The sequence below is a fragment of the Achromobacter sp. FW305-C-13 genome, assembly GCF_058783475.1.
Genome location: NZ_JBYSYN010000001.1, coordinates 1,152,041 through 1,173,823 on the forward strand (window position 1 = coordinate 1,152,041; position 21,783 = coordinate 1,173,823).

The following is a 21,783-nucleotide window of genomic DNA, read 5'->3' on the forward strand; positions in this document are numbered from 1 at the left end:
CCCGCAGAGGTTCCATTCATGACCCAAACCGAACACTTCCGCCTGCTTGGCGGCCTGTTGCGGCGCGCCGAGAGCTTTTCGCGCGCGGCCGTATGGGCCGGCGGCGCTTTGACGGTGGCCAGCGTGCTGCTGATCTCCTTTGACGTCCTGGCCCGCAAATTCCTGGGCTTCACCACGGGCGGCGCCGACGAGTTGTCCAGCTATGCCTTTGCCATCAGCACCTCGTGGGCGCTGGCGTTCGCCACGCTGCAGCGCGCCAACGTGCGTGTCGATGTGCTTTATCAATATCTGCCGGTGCGCCTGTCTGCCGTGCTGGACTGGATCTCCATGGTGGCGATGGCCGTCTTCATGGTGTTCCTGACGTACTACGCCTACGAGGTAGTCCAGACCTCATGGGCGCAGAAATCCGCCGCTAATACGCCGCTTGCCACGCCGCTGTGGATTCCGCAGGGACTGTGGCTGCTGGGTCTGGCCTGGATGTGCATCACGGTTGCCCTGATGCTGGCGCGCGCTTCCGCGGCGCTGGTCACGGGCGACATCGAACTGGTCAAGCAGATCTGCGGCGTGCGTTCGGCGCAGGAAGAAGCCGACGAAGAAGCCGCCGCGGGCGAGCGCATGGTGAAGGGAGAACCCGCATGATTTCCACCGCATTGACCTTATTGCTGGTGCTGATCGGCCTGTCCATTCCGGTGGGCGCGGCGCTTGGTGTGTTGGGCCTGATCCTGGACCCGCTGTTTTCGATGCTGCCGCTGTCGCGCGCCATCGGCGAGATTTCCTGGAGCTCGAACAACGAGTTCCTGCTGGTGGCGATTCCCCTGTTCATCATGCTGGGCGAAGTGCTGCTGCGCGCAGGCTTTGCCGAACGCATGTACGGCGCGATGAGCCTGTGGCTGTCGTGGCTGCCTGGCGGGCTGATGCATGCCAACATCGGCGCATCCACGCTGTTTTCGGCCACGTCGGGCTCCAGCGTGGCTACTGCGGCCACGGTGGGCACAGTCGCCATTCCGCAGATCCGCAAGTATGGCTATAACGAGCCCCTGTTCCTGGGCAGCCTGGCCGCCGGCGGTACGCTGGGCATCCTGATTCCGCCCTCGATCAACCTGGTCATCTATGGCGTGCTGACGAATTCGTCGGTGCCCAAGCTGTACCTGGCCGGCATCATTCCCGGCTTTGCGATGGCGGCTTTGTTCATGCTGACGGTCGTGATCGCCTGCGTGGCCAAACCCTCGTGGGGCGGCAAGAAGATCCATGCGACCTGGGGTCAACGATTCGCCAGCCTGGTGCATCTGGCGCCGCCCATGGGCATCTTCTTCCTGGTGGTGGGCTCCATTTACGCGGGGCTTGCGACGCCCACCGAGGCCGCGGCGCTGGGCGTGCTGGGCGCCTTCATCCTTGCGGCATGGTTCCGCCGGCTGAACTGGTCGATGCTGCGCGAAGTGCTGGAAGGCACGATGCGGTCCACGGCGATGATCATGCTGATTGTCATCGCGGCCAGCTTCCTGAACTTCGTCATGTCGGCCACCGGCCTGACCGACGCGCTGACCAAGTCGATTACTGGCCTGGGCCTGTCGCCCGGCTGGATGTTGCTGATCGTGGTGATTTTCTACCTGGTGCTGGGCTGCTTCATGGAAACGCTGTCGATGATGATCACGACGATCCCGATCGTCGCGCCCATCATGATCGCGCTGGGCTACGACCCGATCTGGCTGGGCATCGTGATCATCATCCTGGTTGAAGCCGCCCTGATCACGCCGCCTGTCGGTCTGAACCTGTTCGTGGTGCAAAGTCTGCGCAAGGCCGGATCCATGAGCGCGGTCATCGTCGGCAGCTTGCCGTTCGTCCTCGCCATGTTCGTGATGCTGGCCCTGTTGGCGTTCTGGCCCGACCTGGCGTTGTGGCTGCCGCGCGCCTTCGGTTGATTCCTTATCCGTACCGGCGGCGGCCCGGCCTGGGTCGCCCCGTTCCCTCCCTTTGATTCCGCAGGACTGATATGAAAGCCGTATTCAACATCGACGACGCCAACCCCCGCCAGGTGGAAGTGGACTTCAACACGCTGATCGTGGCCGGCTGGGCCGGGCGCGACATCGCCGCCATCGAGCACCACATCGAAGAGCTGGCCGCCATCGGCGTGCCGCGTCCGACCAGCGTGCCGCTGTACTACCGCATCGCCGACAACCAGCTGACCCAGGCCGAAAGCGTGCAGGCCGTGGGCGAAGAATCCTCGGGCGAAGTCGAGACCTTCGTCTTCGCCGTGGACGGCGAGATGTACGTCAGCATCGCGTCCGACCATACCGACCGCAAACTGGAGACGGTCAGCGTCGCCATGTCCAAGCAGGTCTGCGTCAAGCCGGTTGCCACCAGCGCCTGGCGTTTGGCCGACGTGGCCGACTACTGGGATGAACTGGTCATCCGCTCCTACATCGTCGAGAACGGCGAAAAGGTGCTGTACCAGGAAGGTCCGCTGTCCACGCTGCGCACGCCGCAGGACCTGATCGCCGGCTACACCGGCGGCGCGGCCGTCCTGCCGCAAGGCGCGGGCATGACCTGCGGCACGGTGGGCGCCATTGGCGGCATCCGCGCGGCGGCGGACTTCACCATGGAACTGTTCGACCCGCGCCGCCAACGCACGCTGAGTCACCGCTATCATGTCGAATCGCTGCCTGTGGTGGCCTGATTCCGGTTTCGCACGGTATTGATCGCCAGGCGCACCTCTTGAGGCTGCGCCTGTCCGCACTTTTACGCCGCAAGACGGCACTAGGACAATGATGGTTTCGACCTTGAATGAACTGACCTTGGCCCTGAGCGAGGGCCGCACCACCGCTGTGCAACTGACTGAGGCCGCGCTGGCACGCGCCCGGGACGAGGCGGGCGAGGGCGCTCGTGTGTTTACGAAGCTGTATGCGGAATCGGCGTTGGCCCAGGCGCGCGCCTCCGACACCTTGCGCGCGGCCGGCATTGTGCGGTCTGCGGTGGAAGGCCTGCCCATCAGCATCAAGGACCTCTTCGACATCGAAGGCGAAACCACGATGGCCGGCTCGGTGGCGCGCGAAGGCGAACCGGCGGCCGACGAGAATGCCGAAGTCGTGCAGCGCCTGATCGCGGCGGGCGCGGTCATCATCGGCCGCACCAACATGACCGAATTCGCGTATTCGGGCCTGGGCATCAACCCGCACTACGGCACGCCGCTGAACCCCTACGACCGCGCGACCGGCCGCATTCCGGGCGGCTCGTCCTCGGGCGCTGCCGTGTCGGTGGCCGACGGCATGGCCGTTGCCGGCATCGGGTCGGACACCGGTGGTTCGGTGCGCATCCCGGCCGCGCTGTGCGGCCTGACGGGTTTCAAGCCCAGCGCCTGGCGGGTTTCCATGACCGGCGTGCTGCCGCTGTCGGCAAACCTGGATTCCATCGGCCCCATCGCCGCCAGCGTGCGCTGCTGCGCGGAGCTGGACGCCGTCCTGTCGGGTGACGGCAGCCCCGTGCCGGAGGCGCTCCCGCTGCGCGGCCTGCGCCTGGCCGTGCCGACGACCTTGGCGCTGGACGCCATGGAAAAGCACGTGGCCGACAGCTTCGCCGCTGCCGTGGCGCGCCTGAAGGAAGCGGGCGCTATGGTCGACGAAATCGCCATTCCCGAATTCGCGGAGTTGGGCAACATCAACAGCAAGGGCGGTTTCACCGCCGCGGAAGCCTGGGCCTGGCACCGCGACCTGATCGCCCGCGCCGGCAAGCGCTACGACCCGCGCGTCGTGTCGCGCATCATGCGTGGGCAGGACATGTCGGCCGCCGACTACCTGGATTTGCTTGACGCCCGCGAAGCCTGGGTGGCGGCCGTGGACCGCCGTATCGCCGGCTACGACGCCCTGATCATGCCGACCACGCCCATCGTGGCCCCCGCAGTCGCGGACCTGGCAGCTTCCGACGAGGCCTACTACGCGGCCAACGGCCTGATCCTGCGCAACCCCACGCTGATCAATTTCCTGGATGGCTGCGCCCTGTCGCTGCCGTGCCACGCGCAGGGCACGGCGCCGGTGGGGCTGATGATCGCGGGCAGCAACGGCGCCGACCGCCGTATCCTGGCGATCGGCCTGTCGGTCGAAGAGCGCCTGGCCGCGCGCTGATCGCAGGCCATGCCAAGGACGGGCGGGGCAGGGCGCGGGCAGGCCCTTGCCGCTGCCCGTCTGCGGCTAAGATGAGGATTGGGATTGCACACGCTGTGGGCATACGCGGGACGCCGGCTCCATGATCGATCTGCGCAATATCGAAACATTCTTCTGGGTTGCCACCCTGGGCGGGTTCCGCGCTGCCGCTGAAAAGCTGAACGCGACGCAGCCGGCCATTTCGCAGCGCATCGCGTCGCTGGAATCGGACCTGGGCATCCGCCTGTTCGATCGCGACGCCCGCGGCATCAAGCTTACGGGCAAGGGCCGTGAATTGCTGTCCCACGCCGAGCGCATGCTGCAGCTGCGGCGCGACATGCAAGAGGCCGCGGCCGCCAAGAGCATCATGAGCGGCACGCTCAGGTTGGGCGTCTCCGAGACGATCGTCCACACCTGGCTGCCCACGCTGATGGAGTATCTGCACGACAGCTATCCGGCCCTGATGGTCGAGATCCAGGTCGATACGACCACCATGCTGAAGTCGCAACTGGCCGCGCGCCAGATCGACCTGGCGTTTCTGCTGGGGCCGATGGAAGAGCCCCGCGTGGAAAACCTGTACCTGTGCAACTACCCGCTAAGCTGGGTAGCCAGCCCGAAGCTGAAGGTCGGGCGGCAGCCCATCAGCTTGAAACGGCTGGCGGACTGGCCGGTCATTACCTATTCGTCCACTACGGATCCGCACCGCTCGGTTCGGCAGCTGATGCTGCAGGCCGGCGTGGAGTCGCCGCGCATGTACGGAAGCTCGGCGCTCAGCGTCATCGTGCGCATGGCGCAGGACGGCATCGGCACGGCGGTGATCGCGCCGGTCATCCTGCGCAAAGAACTCGCCCAGGGCGAATTACGCATCCTGGAAGTGAAAGCGCCGGCTTTGCCGCCCTTGCATTACACGGCCTGCTGGATGCAGGGCCCCGACAGCCAGATTCCCCGCGTGGTGGCCGAAGCCGCGCAGCAGATCGCGCGTGAAGACGCGCTGCGCCATCCGGCAAAACCCTGATAAGGAATGTTGATCGGGGTCTATCGCAACATGTGATTAGACGACCGCTTGTACTTCCGGTGCAATGCCCCCTATCAATCACCACATCCAGGGGATAGGCATGGCACAGGGCATGGCGGGTAGGGACAGTGTTGCGTTGGCGCGGCAGGCGCGCCTGGACGCCCGCAGCGGCAAGCTGACAGGGCCCACGGCGAATCTCGCGCCTGGGCACGTGCAGGCCAATCTGGCCATCCTGCCGCGTGCACTGGCAGCCGACTTCCTGCATTTCTGCCAACGCAATCCCAAACCGTGCCCGTTGCTGGCCATGTCCGAACCAGGCGACCCCGCATTGCCGGAATTGGGCCACGACATCGACATCCGCAGCGACATTCCGCGCTACCGGGTCTGGAAAGACGGGGAACTGGTCGCCGAGCCTACGGATGTCCGCGATGTCTGGCGCGACGACCTCGTGTCGTTCCTGATCGGCTGTTCGTTTTCCTTCGAAGAAGCCATGCTGGACAACGGCCTGCCGGTGCGCCATATCGAACAGGGCTGCAATGTGCCGATGTACCGAACCAATGTGCCCACGCACGGCGCAGGCGTTTTCGGTGGCCCCCTGGTGGTGTCGATGCGGCCCCTGAAGGCGGCCGACGCGATCCGCGCCATCCAGGTCACGTCGCGCTTTCCTTCCGTGCACGGTGCGCCCGTCCATATCGGTGACCCTGCCTTAATCGGGATTGCCGACATCAACCAGCCGGATTACGGTGATGCAGTCGAGATACGCGAGGGCGAGTTGCCCGTATTTTGGGCCTGCGGGGTGACGCCCCAATCGGTCGTGGCTGCGGTGCGCCCGGAGTTCTGCATTACCCACGCGCCGGGCCACATGCTGGTTACGGATCTGATCAACAGCCGGATGGCGATTCTTTGAGGGTTGCGCAGGCCGCGCGACACGGGGATCTGACCCTAGTAATCAGCCATTTGTCAGCGCGAAGCAGTTAGAACCACCCAGACGGTGATTTTCAGCCGTAGCAGTTGTGCCACCAAAACGATCCATTAAAGGACAAGGGGAAAAGGCGACAACCGTTCAGCACCCAATGTCTTGCGGCGTGCCGCAGGACGGCGGGCTGCCGCGAGTCAGTTCGTTCCAGGCCGGGGCTGCCGCCCGGCGCATTGCTTTCCAAGTTGGTTTATTCCAGGAGTCTAGTAATGAAGATGAAGCTCATTGCGGGTGTCGCCGCAAGTCTGGTGTTGCTGAGCGCCGTGCCTGCCCAGGCGCAGCAGAAGACGGTGCGTATCGGGGCGATCTACCCCTTGTCGGGCGCCTTGGCGTCCACGGGCGCCGAAATCAAGGCCGCGGTTGAACTGGCCGTCGATATCGTCAATAACCCGCATCCCGAGCTGGAAGGGATTCCGCTTGCCGCCGGCAGCGGCCTGCCCGCGCTGGGCGGCGCCAAGATCGAAGTGGTGTTCGGGGACTCCCAAGGCAAGCCCGAAGTCGGCCTGGCCGACGCGCAGCGCCTGATCGACCAGGAAAAGGTCGTGGCCTTGACGGGCGCATACCAGTCCGCCGTCACCAAGACGGCCAGCCGCATCGCCGAGCAACGCGGCATTCCCTACGTCAACGGCGAATCCAGCAGCCCGGACCTGACCGAACGCGGCTACAAGTGGTTCTTCCGCACCTCGCCCAACGACGATACGTTCGTTGAAAACATGATGCAGTTCCTGGACGGCATCAAGGCGGTGCCGACCGCCAAGATCGCCGTGGTGTATGAAAACACCGACTTCGGCGTGAACACGTACAAGGCCGTGGAGAAGTTCGCCAAGCAGTACAAGCGGGAATTGGTGGCCAACATCGCGTACAGCGCGGGTTCGGCGTCAGTGACGGCCGAAGTCCAGAAGCTGGCTGCTGCCCGCGCCGACGTGGCGATCTTCGCCAGCTACACGTCCGACGCCATGCTCTTCGTGCGCACGATGCGCGAAAGCAAGTATGCGCCGCCGGTGCTGCTGGCCAACGACGCCGGTTTCATCGATTCGCGCTTCGTGCAGGAAGTGGGCCCGCAAGTGCAGGGCGTGCTGACACGTGACGTGTGGGGCAACGACGTCGCTGCGGCCAAGGCGGGGTTGAAGAAGATCAACGACATGTACAAGGCCAAGACGGGCAAAGACCTGAACGGTAACAACGCGCGTTCGATGCAGGGCGTGCTGGTGCTGGCCGACGCCATCAACCGCGCCGGCTCGACGGACCCCGAGGCCATCCGCAAGGCCCTGGCCGCGACGGACCTGGGTGAAGCGCAGGTGGCGATGCCCTGGGCCGGCGTGCAGTTCGACGCCAAGGGCCAGAACACCAAGGGTTCGGGCTTGATCCTGGAGCTCAAGGGCTCGTCCTACCAGACGGTATGGCCGGAAAAATACCGCACCGACAAGACGCTGCCCACGCTGCCGTTCTCCTGGAAGTAAACCGCTGTCTTGCGTGGCGGGCCGCGGGCGCCCGCCACAGGAGCCCTCCATGTTTGAAGCTCTCTCGGCAGGCCTGTTCAATGGCCTGATCTATGCCGCGGTGGCGGTGGGGCTGGCGCTGATCTGGGGCATTACCGACGTCATCAATTTCGCGCACGGCGAATTCCTGATGTTGGGCATGTATGCCGCCTATTGGCTCTATACCCTGGGTCATATCGACCCCACGATGTCCGCGCCGCTGGTGGCTATCGTGCTTGCCTTCGTCGGTTTCCTGACCTATGCGCTGATCATCCGGCGCTTGCAGAAAGGGCCGCCCATGGCGGTCATCCTGGCCACCTTCGGCCTTGGGCTGGTGTTGCGCCAGCTCGCTTTCATCGCCTTTTCTCCCGACTATCGCAGCCTGCCCGACACGCTGGTGTCCGGCAGCGTGACGGTGGCGGGCATTTCACTGGGCCGCCCGCAGGTGGTCACGGGCCTGATCGCGCTGGTCGTCGTGGTGGCGTTGTTCGTGCTGGTGTATCGCACGCGGTGGGGGCATGCCCTGCAGGCGGTGGCGGAAGACCGCCAGGTGGCTGCCCTGGTCGGCATTTCGCCGGACCGCGTCAACGCGCAAGTCTGGATGCTGGGCAGCGCGGCCGTTGGCCTGGCCGGCGCCTTGCTGACCACGTTCTTTTATGTCTTTCCGTCCGTGGGCACGGTCTTCGGACTGCTGGCGTTCGTGGCGGTGTGCATGGGCGGCTTCGGCTCCCTGCCGGGCGCCTTCATCGCGGGGATCCTGATCGGCATCATCGAGGCCATGACGGGCTACTTCGTCGCGCCGGCCTTGAAGACCGTCAGCGTCTTCATCCTGTTCATCCTGGTTCTCTGGTATCGGCCGCGCGGCCTGTTCGGGCGGTGGTGACATGACGACACAGAAAATCGATTCCACGTCCTCGGGCGTGCCGAAATGGCCGATCGCCGTAGCGCTTGGCGCTACCGCCGTGATGGCGGCGGTGCCGCTGGTGGTGACGGACTCCTTCACCCTGCAGGTGCTGTTGCTGGCGATCATGTTCGGGGCCCTGGGCGCCTGCTGGAACCTGGTCGGCGGCTTTTTGGGCCGCATTTCGTTCGGGCACAGCGTCTTCGTGGGCGTGGGCGGCTACACCACCTTGCTGCTGCTGCACCATCTGAAGCTGACGCCCTTGCTTGGCATTCCGCTGGGCGGCGTGATCAGCGCGGCGCTGGCCTGGCTGGTGGGCGGACCCACGTTGCGGCTGTCGGGCCATTACTTCGCGATGGCCACGATCGCGCTGCTGCAGATCGGCCTGTTGCTGCTGATCAATTGGGAATGGGCGGGGGGCGCGGTCGGGCTGGAGGCGCCGATCGGCGACGCCGCCTGGATGCTGCTGTTCCGCAGCAAGGTGCCGTATTACTGGATCGCGGTTGGCTTGGCCTTCCTGACGTTCTGCGCCACGTATTTCCTGGTGCATTCCAAGGCCGGCTTCTACTGGCGGGCCATCAACGGCGATGAGGCGGCTTCGCGCAGCCTGGGCGTGCCCGCCGATCGCTACAAGATGCTGGCCTTCGTGCTGTCGGCCGGGATGACCGGCGTGTGGGGCGGCTTTTTCGCGATGTACGTGGGCTTCATCGATCCGGAATCCATGTTCAGCCTGACCATGTCGGTGCAGGTCGTGCTGGTGACGATCCTGGGCGGCGTGGGCACCTTGATCGGTCCCTGGCTGGGCGCGGCGGTGCTGCTGCCGCTGTCGGAAGGCACGCGGGTACTGTGGGGCAGTTCAGGCCTGGGCCTGGACCTGCTGATCTTCGGTCTGGCCATCCTGCTCGTCACGATGTTCCTGCCGGGTGGTCTGGTGACATTGAGGAGGCGCCGTGGCTCTGCTGGACGTTAATAACCTGACCAAGCGCTTTGGCGGCCTGGTTGCGAACAAGGACATTTCGCTGTCGGTGGCGGCGGGCGAAATCGTCGCCATCATCGGCCCCAACGGCGCCGGCAAGAGCACGCTGTTCAACGGCCTGGTCGGCCACCACGAACCCACCTCCGGCACGGTCAGCTTCAACGGACGGTCCATGATCGGACTGCGGCCGGAACAGGTGGCCGCGCTGGGCCTGGTGCGCACGTATCAGATCCCGCGCAGCTTCGGGCAGATGACCGTGCTGGAGAACGCCATGGTCGGTGCGCTGTTGCGTCATCCGCGCCTGCCGGACGCGCGCCGCGAGTCGGCGCGGGTGCTGGAACTGGTGGGCCTGGCCGACCGCGCCGACGTGAAAGCCGCGGATCTGAACGTGGCCGGGCAGAAGCGGGTGGAGCTGGCGCGTGCGTTGGCGACGGAACCGCGCATGCTGCTGCTGGATGAAGTGGCGGGCGGCCTGAACCCGGCTGAAGCCATCGCCTTGGCGGAAATCCTGCGCGGCATCCACGCCGCCGGGGTCACGCTGATCATCGTCGAGCACGTGCTGGAAGTGGTCATGCGCCTGGCGCAGCGGGTGCTGGTGTTGAATTTCGGCCAGATGATCGCCGAGGGCGCGCCGCAGGACATCGTCCGCGACCCGGCCGTGATCGAAGCCTATCTGGGGAGAAAGCACCGTGCCTGACGTGATGCTGCAAGTCGAGAACCTGAGCGTGGCCTATGGCGGCGTACAGGCGGTGCGGGGCGTGTCCCTGGAAGTGCGCAAAGGCGAGATCGCGGCCTTGCTGGGGGCCAACGGCGCGGGCAAGTCCAGCACCTTGTTGGCCACCATCGGATCGGTCAAACCGAAGGAAGGGCGCGTCATCTTCGAAGGGCGCGAGATCACGGGTACGCCGCCCGACAAGCTGGTGACGCAGGGTATCGCGATGATCCCGGAAGGCGCGCGCGTGTTCGCGCGCCAGCCGGTGGAGCAGAACCTGCGCCTGGGCGCCTATACGGTGCGCGACGAGCGCGTCTACCGCGATCGCCTGGAGCGGGTCTACACCCTGTTTCCCCGCTTGAAGGAGCGGCGCGAGCAACTGGCGGGCACCATGTCCGGGGGGGAACGCCAGATGCTGGCCATTGGACGCGCGCTGATGAGCGGCCCGCGCCTGCTGCTGATCGATGAGCCCAGCCTGGGCTTGTCGCCCTTGCTGGTCGAACAGGTGTTCGACGCGCTTGCCGCCTTGAACCGCGATGACGGTTTGTCGGTGCTGCTGGTCGAGCAGAACATGGCGCAGGCGCTGGAAGTCGCCGCACGCGCTTATGTGATGCAAAGCGGTCGCGTGGCGCTGTCGGGAAATGCCGCGGAACTGGCGGCCTCCGACGAGGTCCGCAAGGCCTACCTGGGCATGTAGGATGGGTGTAGCGCGAGCAGCCTGGACGAAGAACACTGACATCCGGCGCGCGTAACCCATCAGGCAGCGCTCCCGCGCACGTCGCAACCAAAGAAAAGCCCATCGCAAGCGATGGGCTTTTCAATGCGGCCGGGGGTAGGCCTTGAGGCGGACAGGTCTTAGAAGATGTGGCGGAAGCCCACGGCTGCGCCGACCTGGTTGCTCTTGCCGGCGATTTCGCCGCTGGCGGCATCGCTGACCTTGTTCCAGTCGACGGTGCCGTAGACTTGCGAGCGCTTGGACAGCGAGTATTCTGCCACCGCGACCAGCGCGTAGCGCTTGCCCTTGTCGCCGTCCGTGACCACGTTCTTGCTCTGGTCGTAGTAGCCGGCGCCGGTGATGGCCCAGCGCGGGGTGGCCTGCCAGGTCACACCGGCGAAGTAGCCGTTGTCCTTGCGGTCCAGGCCCGAAGCGGTGGTGGTACCGCCCATGACGGCGTTGACCCAGCCCGTTTCGTCACGGCCGTTGAAGTAGCCGGCAAATACCTTGGCGCCGTCGAACTGATAGGATGCGTTCAAGTTCCAGACACGCTGGCGCAGATCGGAATTGCCGCCGTCATAGGTCTGCTGATAGGCAGCGCCCAGGCCGAATTGGCCGATCATGTAGCGCAGGCTGGCGCCGTACTGCTGGCCGGCCTTGTGGTCTTCCCAGCTTTCGCCGTTGGCCCAGGACAACGCTAGGTCCAGGTCGCCGAGCTTGTTGGCGTACTTCGTCATGTTGTTGGTGCGCACACGCGACATGGCGGCGGGCAGCCAGGCGTTCTGATCGTAGTTGCCGACGGTCAGCGGGTCGAAATGGTCGGCCAGCAGGTCGAACATCGGGGTGTTTTGCAGACCCAGGGTCAACTGGCCGATGTTGCCTCCATCAAGGCCGACGTAGGCCAGACGGCCGAACGTCTTGCCGGCGGCCGACGAGTTGCCGTTCTGCATGTTGAAGCCGTTTTCCAGGCGGAAGAAGGCACGGTTACCGTTGCCCAGATCTTCCGAGCCGCGCAGGCCCCAGCGGCTGTTGGAGATGGCGCCGTTTTCCATCGAGACGCGGCTGCCTTCCTGGCCGACGCTGCCGGCGCTGGTGTTCAGGTAGCGGATGCTGACGTCGGCGATACCGTACAGGGTGACGCTGGTTTCAGCCGAAGCCGTGCCGGCGGCCAGGCCAAGGCCTGCGAGGGCGAGGGATAGGGTGATGCGTTTCACTGATGACTCCTCCTGTGTAGCTGTTTTTTGATTGCACCGGGCTTGTGGCCGGGTCTGTTGCGCCAGGCGGATCGTCTGACGCTGGGCCGCCGCACCGTCGCTGTGGGTAAGCGCGGGTCCGGAGCATTGGCCCAAAAGGTACGACTGCGCCACTTTGGTGCAACGTGTAAGCGCCAGGGGATTCTAAAAAAGTTACCGGGTGTGTAGGGCCAATTTTTTTTCGGCGTTTTCCCTGGTTTACAGATTTCGAAAATAAGCGGTTATTGGAACAATCGCCGGATTGTCCCAAAAAAAACCCCGTTCAGAGAACGGGGTTTCAAGAGGCCGAGATGGGCTACAGCGTCATGTGCAGCGGCAGCCACGTCGCGATGCCGGGCACGGCATAGAGCAGCAGCACCGCCAGGATCATCAGGAAGAACATCGGCAGCGAGGCTCGGGCGATGTAGGGCAGTTCGCGTCCGCTCATGCCCGACAGCACGAACAGGTTGAAGCCCACCGGCGGCGTGATCTGTGCCATTTCCACCACGAATACGATGAAGATGCCGAACCAGATCAGATCGATGCCGGCCGCCTGCACCGTCGGCAGCAACACGCCCATGGTCAGCACCACGATCGAAATGCCGTCCAGAAAGCAGCCCAGCACGATGAAGAACACCATCAATGCCATGATCAGGCCGAACTGCGACAGGCCCAACCCGCCAATCCATTCCGCCAGCGCGCGAGGCAGGCCGATATAGCCCATGGCCAGGGTCAGGAACTGCGCGCCCGCCAGAATCAGCGCAATCATGCAGTACAGGCGCGTGGCGCCCAGCAGCGATTGCTTGAAGGTGGACCGATTCAGCGAGCCTTGCAGCGCCGACAGGATCAGCGCGCCGACGACGCCTACCGCAGCGGCTTCCGTCGCCGTGGCGATGCCGGAGTAGATCGAACCGAGCACCGCACCGATCAGCAGCATCACCGGAATCAGATGGCGCGACTGCGACAACTTGCGCATGAACGACATGCCCGGATCCGCCGCCGGCACCTGGCCGGGATTGCGGATGGCCCACCAGGCGATGTAGCCGCTGAACAGCAGCGCCAAGACGATGCCCGGCACGATGCCCGCGATGAACAGCTTGGCGATGGACACGTCAGCGGCCACGCCGTACACGATCATGATGATCGATGGCGGGATCAGCAGCCCCAGCGTGCCCGCGCCGGACAGCGTGCCCAGGATCTTATCCTCGGGGTAGCCGCGACGGGTCAGTTCGGGGATGGTCATCTTGCCGACGGTGGCGCAGGTGGCAGCCGACGAACCCGACACGGCCGCAAAAATGGCGCAGCCGATCACGTTCGTGTGCAGCAACCGGCCAGGCAGCCGGTTCAGCCAGGGGGCCAGGCCTTTGAACAGGTCTTCTGACAACCGGGTGCGGAACAGGATTTCTCCCATCCACAGGAAGAGCGGCAGGGCGGTCAGGGTCCAGCTGGACGAGGCGCCCCAGATGGTGACGGCCATGGCGTCGCCCGCCGGGCGGCTGGAGAAGATCTCCATGCCGATCCAGGCCGTGCCTGCCAGCGTCAGGCCGACCCAGACCCCGCACCCCAGCAGGACGAAGATCGAGACGACCAATAAGGTAATGACGAGAAGTTCATTCATGGGTTTGCTGCGAAGAGGCGGCGGCCAGACCACGCGAACGGCGGATCAGTTCGTCAATGAGGGCGACCAAAAACAAGACCGTGCCCACCGCCATGCTGGTCTGGGGGATCCAGAGCGGGGTGGCGTCGTTGGACGTGGAAATGTCGTTGAACTGCCAGGAATCGTAGGTCAGCTTGATGCTGAAGAACGCGAAGGCCGCGGCCAGGAGACATCCGACGGCCAGCGCGAAGATATCCAGCCTGCGGCTAGGGCCGGGGGACAGCGAATTCAGGATCAGCGTCACGCGGATGTGTTCGCCGTGCTTGAACGTGCTGGCCAGTGCGAGAAATCCCGCTGCGGCCATGAAGTACCCGGCGTAGGCGTCGGTGCCTGGGATGTTCAGGCTGAGCTGGCGGGCGATGATCGCCGCCAGCACCGACACCAGCACGCCGATCGTGCACAAGCCGGCCAACAGGCCGGCCGCGCCGTAAAGACCATCTAGAAAGCGGCGCATGGCGATATCACTGCTTCTTGTAGGCGTCGATCATGGCTTGGCCGTCGGCACCCGCCTTCTTCAGCCAGTCATCCAGCATGCGCTTGCCGATCACCGACAGGCCTTCCTTCAACTCCACCGTGGGCTTGATGGTTTCCATGCCGTTCTTGGCCAGCTCTTCCTGGTACCACTTGTTCTTTTCCTGCGACAGCTTCCAGCCGCGTTCCTCGGCCTGCGCACCGGCCTTCTTCAAGGCTTCCTGCGTAGCCGGATCCAGCGCTTCGAACGCCTTCTTGTTCACGATGATGGCGTTCTTGGGCAACCAGGCCTGCGTGTCGTAGAACTTCTTGATGTACTCATACGTCTTGGTGTCGTAGCCGGTGGAAGCCGACGACATGTAGGAATCGATCACGCCCGTGGCCAGCGCCTGGGCAAGTTCAGCCTGCTGCACCGTGACCGGTTGCGCGCCGACCAATTCGGCGATCTTGGCCGTGACCGGGCTGTAAGCGCGCCACTTCAGGCCCTTCATGTCGTTGATCTGCTTGATGTCGCGGTTGGCGAAGATGCCTTGGGGCGGCCATGCCACGGCGTACAGCAGGGTCATGCCTTGGGAGGCCAGCTTCTTTTCCAGGAACGGCTTCTGCGCCTGGTACAGCTTGAACGAGGCGTCGTAGCCGGTCGCCAGGAAGGGTAGTCCGTCCAGTTCGTAGATCGGGTCTTCGTTGGCGAAGTTGGTCAACAGGATTTCGCCGATCTGCGCCTGATTGCCTTGCACCGCGCGCTTGATTTCCGGCGCTTTGTACAGCGAGGCGTTGTTGTGCAGCTGGATCTTGAGCTTGCCTTGCGACAGCGTTTCCACATCCTTGATGAAGGTCGTGAGGTTTTCAACGTGGAAGTTGCTGGCCGGGTAAGCGCTGGGCAGGTCCCACTTGGTTTGTGCCTGTGCGCCCGCGCTGAACGCCAGGATGATGCTGCCAGCCAGCAGCGAGATTTTCTTGTACATGGGGTGGTCCTTCTTTGCGAATGGTGAAGACGGGTTGTGCCCGATAGGCATTGCGAAAAAGACGGCTGCGCCGCCGAGGCTCGGCTTGAAAGCCGTGCCATTCTAGGGTGCTGCGCGGCAACAACGCGCACAAAAAAAGGCGTTTTACGGGTTAATCCTAAGCTGGCCATAGCGAGGTGATTGAAGGTTGAATCTTTTTTCGTCGCGCCGCCGCCACGCATCCGGGCGGACGTTTTTCTTCTAAGATTGCAAGATCGAAAACGTAGTGCAGAGGCTTGTGTGAATTTCGTATTCCGCCGTGATGAGTTGCTGGTCCAAGAGACGTCCAGCGTGTTGCCGGACACGGCGTTATGCGAACGGATCGGCGTGCCGCCCACGGCGCTGCAGCCGGTGTGGATCGCGCCCGATTCGCCGTACCGCACGGTCCATGTCGATCCCGGCCTGGAAGCGCCCGAAGGCTACGCCTTCAAGAAGCTGCGTTCGTTGTTTGGTGTGCTGGACGATGAGCGCATGGCGCTGGCGGGCCGTGCCTACCAGATCGCCGAATGGGCGCGCACACACCGGTTTTGCGGCGTTTGCGGGACGCCGGCCGAACGCGTCGCGCACGAGTTCTGCCTGCGCTGCCCATCCTGTGGCTTTTCGGCCTATCCGCGCATTTCGCCCGCCATGATGGTGCTGATCCGTAAGGGCGACAGCATTCTGCTGGCCCGCCACACCACCACCGCCACATCGCGCTACACGGCGCTGGCGGGTTTCGTCGAGCCGGGCGAAAGCATCGAACAGACCGTGCACCGCGAAGTCTTCGAAGAGGTCGGTCTGAAGGTCGGCAACCTGCAGTACTTCGGCAGCCAGCCCTGGCCGTTCCCGCATTCGCTGATGGTCGCCTTCACGGCCGACTACGTATCGGGCGACATCCGCGTGCAGGAAGACGAGATTGCGGACGCCCGTTGGTTCGGCCCGGGTGACCCCATGCCGGATATCGCGCCCCGTATTTCGATCGCCGGCTGGTTGATCCGCGCCAATCTGCCCATGGGCTGGTCGGCGCCCTGATTTCGTGAATTCGCCAGGCAGGCGCTAGGGGATTTCCCTCAAAATGGGGGTTTCCTGCGGGCAAATGATCATTTTTTATGGATGAACTATCCATAAATTATTAGTATTTCGCTCAAGTTAACTTGGCTTGCGCCTTCCATGAGCTCCTCTCTGATCGCGTCGTCGGCCCATTTGGCCGGCGGCAGCGCGCCTGACCTGTCCGAAGTCGAATTCGGCCTGATGATCGCCAGCCATGCCTTCGACCGCTGGACGGTGCGGTGCATGGCCGCTGCCGGCCTGCCTGAGTTGACGCCTACCGATGTCATGGTCTTCCATCACGTCTACCACCGGCAGCGTCCCAAGAAGCTGGCCGACATCTGCTTCACCCTCAATGTCGAAGACACGCACATCGTCAGCTACGCGCTGAAGAAGCTGGATCGCCTGGGCGTGGTGCAGGGCGAACGCAGCAGCAAGGAAGTCTTCTATCGCGTCACGCCCCAGGGCGCGGCCATCCTCAAGCGCTACGGCGAAATCCGCGAACAATGCCTGACCGCCGGCCTGGATGGGCCGGGGGGTGGCGGGCTTGAATTCAGCCGCCAATTGGCCCACACCTTGCGCGCGCTATCAGGCCTCTATGACCAGGCGGCCCGCGCGGCAACCTCTCTCTGATATCCGTTCGGGCACGACCCCGTCTCCTGTAATCCGACCGCGGCGAAACGCGCCGCGGCCGTTCGTTTTCAAGGACATGTATGAAGAAGTGGCAATTCTGGATTGATCGTGGGGGCACCTTCACCGACATCGTGGCGCGCCGCCCCGATGGCACCACCACCACGGCGAAGATGCTGTCGGAGAACCCCGAGCAGTACCGCGACGCGGCGGTGGCCGGCATCCGCAAGCTGCTGGGCGTGGCGCCCGGCCAACCGGTGCCGGTCGAGCAAGTCGAATGCGTGAAGATGGGGACCACCGTCGCGACCAACGCCTTGCTGGAACGCAAGGGCGAACGCACCTTGCTGGTCACCACCCGAGGCTTTCGCGATGGCTTGCGCATCGCCTACCAGAACCGGCCACGGCTGTTTGACCGCAACGTGATGCTGCCGGAAATGCTGTACGAATCCGTCGTCGAGGCCGACGAACGCGTGGCGGCCGATGGCGAGGTCATCCGCGACCTGGACGAGGCCGGCCTGCGCCTGAGCATGCAAGCCGCCTATGACAGCGGCATTCGCGCGGTCGCGATCGTCTTCATGCACGCCTGGCACGCCACCGCGCACGAACAGCGCGCCGCCCGCATCGCTCGCGACATCGGGTTCACGCAGGTTTCGGCTTCGCACGAGGTCAGCCCGCTGATCAAGTTCGTCTCGCGCGGCGACACCACCGTGGTGGACGCTTACCTGTCCCCCATCCTGAAGCGCTATGTGGACCAGGTGGCCGGCGAACTGCCGGGCATCCGCCTCATGTTCATGCAATCCAGCGGCGGCCTGACCGACGCGCACCGCTTCCGCGGCAAGGACGCGATTCTGTCCGGCCCGGCCGGCGGCATCGTGGGCATGGTGCGTACCAGCGAAATCGCCGGATTCCCGAAGGTGATCGGTTTCGACATGGGCGGCACCTCGACCGACGTGTCCCATTATGCGGGCGAGTTCGAGCGCGAGTTCGAAACGCAGGTGGCGGGCGTGCGCATGCGGGCGCCCATGATGAGCATCCATACGGTGGCCGCTGGCGGCGGGTCGATCCTGCATTTTGACGGCGCGCGTTTGCGCGTGGGCCCCGATTCCGCAGGGGCCAATCCTGGCCCGGCCTGCTATCGCCGGGGCGGCCCGCTGGCCGTGACCGACTGCAACGTGCTGCTGGGCAAGATCCAGCCGGATTTCTTCCCCAAGGTGTTCGGCCCCGAGGCCAACGAAGCGCTGGACCGCGATGCCGTGGTCGCGCGCTTTACCGCCATGTCCGACGAGGTGCGCGCCGCGACCGGCCGCGAGATGTCGCCAGAGCAATTGGCAGAGGGCTTTCTCGAGATCGCCGTGGGCAATATGGCGGAAGCCATCAAGCGCATTTCGGTGCAGCGCGGCCACGACGTCACGGAATACGCGCTGACCGTGTTCGGCGGCGCGGGCGGTCAGCATGCCTGCCTGGTGGCGGATGCCCTGGGCATGACGACGGTTTTCGCGCACCCGCTGGGTGGCGTGCTGTCGGCCTACGGCATGGGGCTGGCCGACCAGACGGACATGCGCCAGAAGACCGTGGAAAAGGTGCTGGACGCGGGTCTGATGGGCCAGCTGAAAGACGAACTGGATGAATTGGCCGGGCAAGCGGTGGGTGAACTGCGACGTCAGCACGTGCCTGACGGTGACATCAGCGTCCAACGCCGGCTGCACCTGAAGTACCTCGGCACCGACACCGCGCTGGAAGTCGCGTTCTCGGACCTGGAGCAGGCGCGCAGCGACTTCGAAGCGGCGTATCGCCAACGCTATTCCTTCCTGATGCCCAATCGCGAACTGGTGGTTGAAACCATCTCGGTGGAAGCCACGGGCGGCGGCGAACGCGTCGGCGAAGCCTCGGTGTCGCGCACCCGCGAAGGCGCGCTGACGCCGCGTCGCGTGGTCAGCATGTACAGCGCCGGGGCCTGGCGCGACACGCCCTTGTTTGTGCGCGAAGACATGGCGGGCGGTGACGTGGTGGCGGGTCCCGCCATCATTTCCGAGCCCAACCAGACCACCGTGGTCGAACCGGGCTGGCAGGCCGAGTTGACGCTGCAGGACCATTTCGTGATCCGGCGCGTCGAAGTCCGCAAGGAACGCCGCGTGGTCGGCACGCAGGCCGACCCGGTCATGCTGGAGGTGTTCAACAACCTGTTCATGTCGATCGCCGAGCAGATGGGGTACCGGCTGCAGAACACCGCTTATTCGGTCAACATCAAGGAACGCCTGGATTTTTCCTGCGCCATTTTCGACGCGCAGGCCCGCCTGATCGCCAATGCGCCTCACATGCCGGTGCACCTGGGATCGATGGGCGAGTCCGTGCGCACGGTCATGAACGCGAACGCCGGGCGCATGATGCCGGGCGACGCCTACGTCGTTAACGATCCCTACCACGGCGGCACGCACTTGCCGGACGTCACCGTCATCACGCCCGTGTTCGACCACGACGGGCGCCAGATCCTGTTCTATGTGGGTTCGCGCGGGCACCATGCCGATATCGGCGGCACGACCCCCGGTTCGATGCCGCCGGACTCCAAGACGGTGGAAGACGAAGGCGTGCTGTTCACCAACTTCCAGTTGGTGAAGAACGGCGAATTCCGCGAACAGGCCGCCCGCGACATCCTGGGCTCGGGCCGCTGGCCGGCGCGCAATCCGGATCAGAATATCGCTGACATGCACGCGCAGATCGCCGCCAACGAAAAGGGCGTGCAAGAGCTGCTGCGCATGTGCGACCACTTCGGGCTGGACGTCGTGCGCGCCTACATGGGCCACGTGCAGGACAACGCCGAAGAGGCGGTCCGCCGCGTGATTTCGGTCCTGAAGGATGGCAGCTACGAATACCCGCTGGACAACGGCGCGGTCATCCGCGTGGCGGTCAAGGTGGATACTGAGGCGCGCAGCGCCGTGGTGGATTTCACCGGCACCTCGGCACAGTTGGATAACAACTTCAACGCGCCAGGGGCGATCGCCGTGGCGGCGGTGCTGTATGTGTTCCGGACCATGGTCAACGACGACATCCCGCTGAACGACGGCTGCCTCGTGCCGCTGTCCATCATCGTGCCGGAAGGCTCGATGCTGCGCCCGAATCCCCCGGCGTCAGTCGTGGCGGGCAACGTCGAGACGTCCATGTGCATCGTCAACGCGTTGTACGGCGCGCTGGGCGTGCTGGCGGCCAGCCAGGGCACGATGAACAACTTCACGTTCGGCAACGCCCGCCACCAGTATTACGAGACCATCTCGGGCGGCACGGGCGCGGGTCCGGTGCGCATCGACGCCGCGGGTCCGCATGACGAGGGCTTCGCGGGCACGTCCGTCGTGCAGGCGCACATGACCAATTCGCGCCTGACGGATCCCGAAGTGCTGGAGTTCCGGTTCCCCGTGCGGCTGGAGTCCTACGAGATCCGCAAGGGCTCGGGCGGCGCGGGCCGCTATCCGGGCGGCGAAGGCGGCGTGCGCCGCATCCGCTTCCTGGAAGACATGACGGCGGCCATCCTGTCCAACAACCGCCGGTTTGCGCCGTTCGGCCTGGCGGGCGGGCAACCGGGGGCAATGGGCCGCAACACGGTCGAGCGCGTCGACGGTTCCATCCAGGAGCTTGGCCCGCAAGACAGCGCCCAGCTGCATCCAGGCGACGTGTTCGTCGTGGAAACCCCGGGCGGGGGCGGTTACGGCGCGCTGTAAGGCCGCCGCCGATGTCCGGCTCCGGTCAATCGGGGTCGGACATCACGTCCAACGCAATATCGGCCTTGGTCTTGCGGTCGTACACCCGCAAGGCCACTTCCTCGTCCCGGATTTCAAATACCGCGGTCGCCAGCGTGTTCTCGCCGTCGGGGTCTTTGGCGTCCGTGCGCAGGATGGGCAGGGCGCCCAACGTGTCGTGCAGCGCGGCCAGCAGGTCCGTGCTGCCGGTCTCGGGCGACCAGCCGTCGACGATCCCGTCGATTCGATTTTGCCGTTCACGCGACGATTCGGTGATCACTTGCGGCTGGCCGCGGGTTTCCCGGTGCACCATGTGGTTGGCATGGCCGTAGCGCGTGCCGATCTCCAAAAATGAGACCGCGCCGGGCGTGACCTCGGCGCTGATCAGGCGCGGGTCCGATGCGCTGCCCAGCGTATGGTGAAAGCCGCCGGAACGCGGCGTGTCGCGCAACAGGTCGGTGGCTTCGTCCAGTGTCGTGCAATCCAGCACGGCGCGCGCCAGCAGCATGCGCGGCACGCCGGCATGGCGCTGGCGGGTGCGCAGGTTGTTGATCGTTTGCACCAGGCCGGCGCGGTTGGCCCCGAAGGTATGGCCTGGCAGCGAGCCGGGGTAATAGAAGCTGAGATAGCCCGGCGCGTCGTCCAGGGCCACGTCCACCAGGTGGCAGCGCCCATATAGATAGGGGTCGCCGTCTTCGTTGTGGCCGATCCAGCGTGACCCGTCCGCCGCCCTTAGCGCGACCGAGGTGCAGCCGTCCCCCGTGCTGTGCAGCAGGTCGCCGCGGCAGTTCCACAGCAGCACGTCGTCGACCGGCATGCGCAGCCCGTCGGCCAAGCCCTCAAGCTCTTCCCAGACCTGCGGCAGCGCCGCCCGGGCCTGCTGCCCAAGCTCGGCGACATAGGCATGGCCGCGCCACGGGCGCAGGGCTTCCCAGGTGCCGCTTTGGTTCAAATACGCCGACATGAGGGGACGGGCCAGCTTGCCCAGCGCCTGACCGACCTGGCGCCGATTTCCGGCAATGCGTACATATTTGTAGGGCATGGGGATTCTCCGGGTGTCATGGGGATTGTAATTTTTCTAAGCTCTCTCCGGTGGGGACGGATGCGTTAAGATCCCCAATAAGTTGCA

The 21,783-nt window shown here is 64.7% G+C and carries 19 protein-coding genes; 14 read left to right on the forward strand and 5 right to left on the reverse strand.

The window, feature by feature from the left end; translation table 11 throughout:
- Nucleotides 1-18 precede the first annotated feature (18 nt).
- The 11 genes from AC3WMU_RS05190 to AC3WMU_RS05240 all read left to right on the forward strand — a co-directional run bounded on the left by AC3WMU_RS05190 (nt 19) and on the right by AC3WMU_RS05240 (nt 10,888).
- A complete protein-coding gene (locus tag AC3WMU_RS05190) occupies nt 19-639 on the forward strand; it encodes a TRAP transporter small permease subunit (protein ID WP_006222262.1) in 621 nt (206 codons plus the stop codon).
- On the forward strand, nt 636-1,919 hold the full coding sequence (locus AC3WMU_RS05195; protein WP_006222261.1) for a TRAP transporter large permease: 1,284 nt from the start codon (nt 636-638) through the stop codon (nt 1,917-1,919). Before AC3WMU_RS05190 ends, AC3WMU_RS05195 begins: the two co-directional genes overlap by 4 nt.
- A gap of 71 nt (nt 1,920-1,990) precedes the next feature.
- Complete coding sequence (locus AC3WMU_RS05200) at nt 1,991-2,674, forward strand: DUF2848 domain-containing protein (RefSeq protein ID WP_006222260.1); 684 nt, start codon at nt 1,991-1,993, stop codon at nt 2,672-2,674.
- A gap of 91 nt (nt 2,675-2,765) precedes the next feature.
- On the forward strand, nt 2,766-4,115 hold the full coding sequence (locus AC3WMU_RS05205; RefSeq protein WP_006222259.1) for an amidase: 1,350 nt from the start codon (nt 2,766-2,768) through the stop codon (nt 4,113-4,115).
- 121 nt (nt 4,116-4,236) lie between these two features.
- Complete coding sequence (locus tag AC3WMU_RS05210) at nt 4,237-5,148, forward strand: LysR family transcriptional regulator (RefSeq protein WP_006222258.1); 912 nt, start codon at nt 4,237-4,239, stop codon at nt 5,146-5,148.
- Nucleotides 5,149-5,248: 100 nt separating this feature from the next.
- Nucleotides 5,249-6,055 (forward strand): putative hydro-lyase, encoded by an 807-nt coding sequence (locus AC3WMU_RS05215; RefSeq protein ID WP_085946860.1) that lies wholly within the window; start codon nt 5,249-5,251, stop codon nt 6,053-6,055.
- A 278-nt stretch (nt 6,056-6,333) separates the two neighbouring features.
- A complete protein-coding gene (locus AC3WMU_RS05220) occupies nt 6,334-7,584 on the forward strand; it encodes an ABC transporter substrate-binding protein (RefSeq protein ID WP_006222256.1) in 1,251 nt (416 codons plus the stop codon).
- Nucleotides 7,585-7,633: 49 nt separating this feature from the next.
- The gene (locus AC3WMU_RS05225) at nt 7,634-8,485 is read left to right on the forward strand and encodes a branched-chain amino acid ABC transporter permease (RefSeq protein WP_006222255.1); all 852 of its coding nucleotides are present in this window, start codon (nt 7,634-7,636) and stop codon (nt 8,483-8,485) included.
- 1 nt (nt 8,486) lies between these two features.
- On the forward strand, nt 8,487-9,473 hold the full coding sequence (locus AC3WMU_RS05230) for a branched-chain amino acid ABC transporter permease (protein WP_006222254.1): 987 nt from the start codon (nt 8,487-8,489) through the stop codon (nt 9,471-9,473).
- Nucleotides 9,454-10,176, forward strand: a complete 723-nt coding sequence (locus tag AC3WMU_RS05235; RefSeq protein WP_006222253.1) for an ABC transporter ATP-binding protein — start codon at nt 9,454-9,456, stop codon at nt 10,174-10,176. The genes AC3WMU_RS05230 and AC3WMU_RS05235 overlap by 20 nt, the downstream gene beginning before the upstream one ends.
- A gap of 4 nt (nt 10,177-10,180) precedes the next feature.
- Nucleotides 10,181-10,888 (forward strand): ABC transporter ATP-binding protein, encoded by a 708-nt coding sequence (locus AC3WMU_RS05240; RefSeq protein WP_088587590.1) that lies wholly within the window; start codon nt 10,181-10,183, stop codon nt 10,886-10,888.
- A 158-nt stretch (nt 10,889-11,046) separates the two neighbouring features.
- Here the strand turns inward: AC3WMU_RS05240 and AC3WMU_RS05245 are convergent, their stop codons facing one another.
- The 4 genes from AC3WMU_RS05245 to AC3WMU_RS05260 all read right to left on the reverse strand — a co-directional run bounded on the left by AC3WMU_RS05245 (nt 11,047) and on the right by AC3WMU_RS05260 (nt 15,231).
- Nucleotides 11,047-12,120 carry a porin gene (locus tag AC3WMU_RS05245; protein ID WP_088587301.1) on the reverse strand — a complete coding sequence of 358 codons (1,074 nt, stop codon included), beginning with the start codon at nt 12,118-12,120 and terminating at the stop codon, nt 11,047-11,049.
- A gap of 334 nt (nt 12,121-12,454) precedes the next feature.
- Nucleotides 12,455-13,756, reverse strand: coding sequence for a TRAP transporter large permease (locus tag AC3WMU_RS05250; RefSeq protein ID WP_006222250.1), 1,302 nt, complete (start codon nt 13,754-13,756; stop codon nt 12,455-12,457).
- Nucleotides 13,749-14,249: a TRAP transporter small permease gene (locus tag AC3WMU_RS05255; protein ID WP_006222249.1), complete on the reverse strand. Its 501-nt coding sequence runs from the start codon at nt 14,247-14,249 to the stop codon at nt 13,749-13,751. Before AC3WMU_RS05255 ends, AC3WMU_RS05250 begins: the two co-directional genes overlap by 8 nt.
- 7 nt (nt 14,250-14,256) lie before the next feature.
- The gene (locus AC3WMU_RS05260; RefSeq protein WP_492281946.1) at nt 14,257-15,231 is read right to left on the reverse strand and encodes a TRAP transporter substrate-binding protein; all 975 of its coding nucleotides are present in this window, start codon (nt 15,229-15,231) and stop codon (nt 14,257-14,259) included.
- Nucleotides 15,232-15,510: 279 nt separating this feature from the next.
- Here AC3WMU_RS05260 and nudC point away from each other — a divergent pair, with 279 nt between their 5' ends.
- From nudC to AC3WMU_RS05275, 3 genes are all read left to right on the forward strand, one after another.
- Nucleotides 15,511-16,281 carry an NAD(+) diphosphatase gene (gene nudC / locus AC3WMU_RS05265; protein WP_088587304.1) on the forward strand — a complete coding sequence of 257 codons (771 nt, stop codon included), beginning with the start codon at nt 15,511-15,513 and terminating at the stop codon, nt 16,279-16,281.
- Nucleotides 16,282-16,419: 138 nt separating this feature from the next.
- Nucleotides 16,420-16,929, forward strand: coding sequence for a winged helix DNA-binding protein (locus tag AC3WMU_RS05270; RefSeq protein ID WP_006222246.1), 510 nt, complete (start codon nt 16,420-16,422; stop codon nt 16,927-16,929).
- Nucleotides 16,930-17,009: 80 nt separating this feature from the next.
- Nucleotides 17,010-20,636, forward strand: a complete 3,627-nt coding sequence (locus AC3WMU_RS05275; RefSeq protein ID WP_492281947.1) for a hydantoinase B/oxoprolinase family protein — start codon at nt 17,010-17,012, stop codon at nt 20,634-20,636.
- 25 nt (nt 20,637-20,661) lie between these two features.
- Here the strand turns inward: AC3WMU_RS05275 and AC3WMU_RS05280 are convergent, their stop codons facing one another.
- Complete coding sequence (locus AC3WMU_RS05280) at nt 20,662-21,696, reverse strand: C45 family autoproteolytic acyltransferase/hydrolase (protein WP_280026125.1); 1,035 nt, start codon at nt 21,694-21,696, stop codon at nt 20,662-20,664.
- Nucleotides 21,697-21,783 lie beyond the last annotated feature (87 nt).

Excerpts from the sequence above, each read along its gene's own strand:
- AC3WMU_RS05190 (WP_006222262.1), top strand. The coding sequence starts at position 19 with ATGACCCAAACCGAACACTTCCGCCTGCTTGGCGGCCTGTTGCGGCGC.
- AC3WMU_RS05195 (WP_006222261.1), top strand. The coding sequence starts at position 636 with ATGATTTCCACCGCATTGACCTTATTGCTGGTGCTGATCGGCCTGTCC.
- AC3WMU_RS05200 (WP_006222260.1), top strand. The coding sequence starts at position 1,991 with ATGAAAGCCGTATTCAACATCGACGACGCCAACCCCCGCCAGGTGGAA.
- AC3WMU_RS05205 (WP_006222259.1), top strand. The coding sequence starts at position 2,766 with ATGGTTTCGACCTTGAATGAACTGACCTTGGCCCTGAGCGAGGGCCGC.
- AC3WMU_RS05210 (WP_006222258.1), top strand. The coding sequence starts at position 4,237 with ATGATCGATCTGCGCAATATCGAAACATTCTTCTGGGTTGCCACCCTG.
- AC3WMU_RS05215 (WP_085946860.1), top strand. The coding sequence starts at position 5,249 with ATGGCACAGGGCATGGCGGGTAGGGACAGTGTTGCGTTGGCGCGGCAG.
- AC3WMU_RS05220 (WP_006222256.1), top strand. The coding sequence starts at position 6,334 with ATGAAGATGAAGCTCATTGCGGGTGTCGCCGCAAGTCTGGTGTTGCTG.
- AC3WMU_RS05225 (WP_006222255.1), top strand. The coding sequence starts at position 7,634 with ATGTTTGAAGCTCTCTCGGCAGGCCTGTTCAATGGCCTGATCTATGCC.
- AC3WMU_RS05230 (WP_006222254.1), top strand. The coding sequence starts at position 8,487 with ATGACGACACAGAAAATCGATTCCACGTCCTCGGGCGTGCCGAAATGG.
- AC3WMU_RS05240 (WP_088587590.1), top strand. The coding sequence starts at position 10,181 with ATGCTGCAAGTCGAGAACCTGAGCGTGGCCTATGGCGGCGTACAGGCG.
- AC3WMU_RS05250 (WP_006222250.1), bottom strand. The coding sequence starts at position 13,756 with ATGAATGAACTTCTCGTCATTACCTTATTGGTCGTCTCGATCTTCGTC.
- AC3WMU_RS05255 (WP_006222249.1), bottom strand. The coding sequence starts at position 14,249 with ATGCGCCGCTTTCTAGATGGTCTTTACGGCGCGGCCGGCCTGTTGGCC.
- AC3WMU_RS05260 (WP_492281946.1), bottom strand. The coding sequence starts at position 15,231 with ATGTACAAGAAAATCTCGCTGCTGGCTGGCAGCATCATCCTGGCGTTC.
- AC3WMU_RS05270 (WP_006222246.1), top strand. The coding sequence starts at position 16,420 with ATGAGCTCCTCTCTGATCGCGTCGTCGGCCCATTTGGCCGGCGGCAGC.
- AC3WMU_RS05275 (WP_492281947.1), top strand. The coding sequence starts at position 17,010 with ATGAAGAAGTGGCAATTCTGGATTGATCGTGGGGGCACCTTCACCGAC.
- AC3WMU_RS05280 (WP_280026125.1), bottom strand. The coding sequence starts at position 21,696 with ATGCCCTACAAATATGTACGCATTGCCGGAAATCGGCGCCAGGTCGGT.